Genomic DNA, 1,415 nt, shown 5'->3' with positions numbered 1-1,415 from the left:
GGTCAAGTCCCTGGGAGTGGTGTAGCCCTGCGTGACCCTGTCGGGTTCAGGCGGTGAGTGCGGGAATGTCCTCCTTGTCGATGTCGGCGTCGTTGGTTGCGACGATGGTCAGGCGGGACTTGGCGAGGATTTCGAGGCCGAGATAGCGGCGTCCTTCGGCCCATTCGTCGGTCTGCTCGGCAAGGACTGCGCCGACGAGGCGGATGATCGCGTCGCGGTTGGGGAAGATCCCGACGGAGTCTGTGCGGCGGCGGATCTCGCGATTGAGGCGCTCGTTGGGATTGTTCGACCAGATCTGCTGCCAGAGTCCCTCGGGGAAAGTCGTGAACGCGAGGATGTCGTCACGGGCGGCTGTGAGGTGCTCCGCGACGGCTGGCAGTTTGTCGTCGACGTAGTCGACGAGCCGGTCGAACTGGGCGGCCACCGCTGGTGCGTCGGGCTGGTCGTAGACGCTGTGGAGCATCGCCTTGACCGCCGGCCACATCGACTTCGGGGTCACGCTCATGAGGTTCGCCGCGTAGTGGGTGCGGCACCGTTGCCAGGCGGCGCCGGGCAGGTTTGCAGTGATCGCGTCCTTGAGTCCGGCGTGCGCGTCGCTGGTGACGAGTCGGACGCCGGCCAAACCGCGGGCCACGAGGTCGGCGAAGAAAGTGTTCCACGCAGCCCCGGTCTCCGACGTGGCGACCTGCACTCCGAGGACTTCACGTCGTCCGTCGGCGTTGACACCGGTCGCGATCAGAACGACCGAGGCGACGACCCGGCCGCCTTCGCGGACCTTCATCGTGAGCGCGTCAGCAGCGACGAAGGTGAACGGGCCGGCGTCGCCGAGAGGCCGGTGACGGAACTCCGCAACCAACTGGTCGAGGTCGGTGGCCATCCGTGAGACCTGCGACTTCGACAGGCTGTTGATGCCCAATGTCTTGACGAGCTTGTCCATCCGGCGGGTGCTCACGCCGGCGAGGTAGCAATCGGCCACGACGGTGATCAGCGCGGTCTCAGCCCGTTTGCGACGCTCGAGCAGCCATTCCGGAAAGTAGGACCCCGCCCTGAGTTTGGGGACGGCGACGTCGATCGTGCCGACTCGGGTATCCAGGGGTCGATGCCGGTATCCGTTGCGCTGGGCCGTCCGATCAGGTGACGGGCGGCCGTACTCGGCACCGACAACAGCATCGGCATCAGCCGACAGAAGCGCGTTGATCATCGTCTGCAACAGGCTGCGCATCAGATCTGGCGAGGCATCGGCCAGAGCGTCGCCAAGCAGAGCTGCAGGGTCGACAATGTGTGGAGCGGTCATCGTTGTGTCCTCTTCAAGGTGGTTGTGAGAGATCTCTTGAAGAATCACGCGGTGGCCGCGTCCACGTCCAGCATCGGGACGATCTCGGCGACCGCGCTACACCACTATCCGGGACTCAACT

At 65.2% G+C, this 1,415-nt stretch carries 1 protein-coding gene; it reads right to left on the bottom strand.

The genetic code is table 11. The features are described 5' to 3' along the window. Window positions 1-46: 46 nt before the first annotated feature. A complete protein-coding gene (locus H7C86_RS36885; RefSeq protein ID WP_030538129.1) occupies window positions 47-1,294 on the bottom strand; it encodes an IS256 family transposase in 1,248 nt (415 codons plus the stop codon). Between the last annotated feature and the right edge of the window lie 121 nt (window positions 1,295-1,415).

Origin of the sequence: Rhodococcus sp. UFZ-B548 (genome assembly GCF_903819475.1) — a bacterium.
Lineage (GTDB): Bacteria > Actinomycetota > Actinomycetes > Mycobacteriales > Mycobacteriaceae > Rhodococcus_F > Rhodococcus_F erythropolis.
The sequence above is the reverse complement of the archived record's forward strand: the minus strand, read 5'-3'. Positions and strand labels throughout refer to the sequence as shown.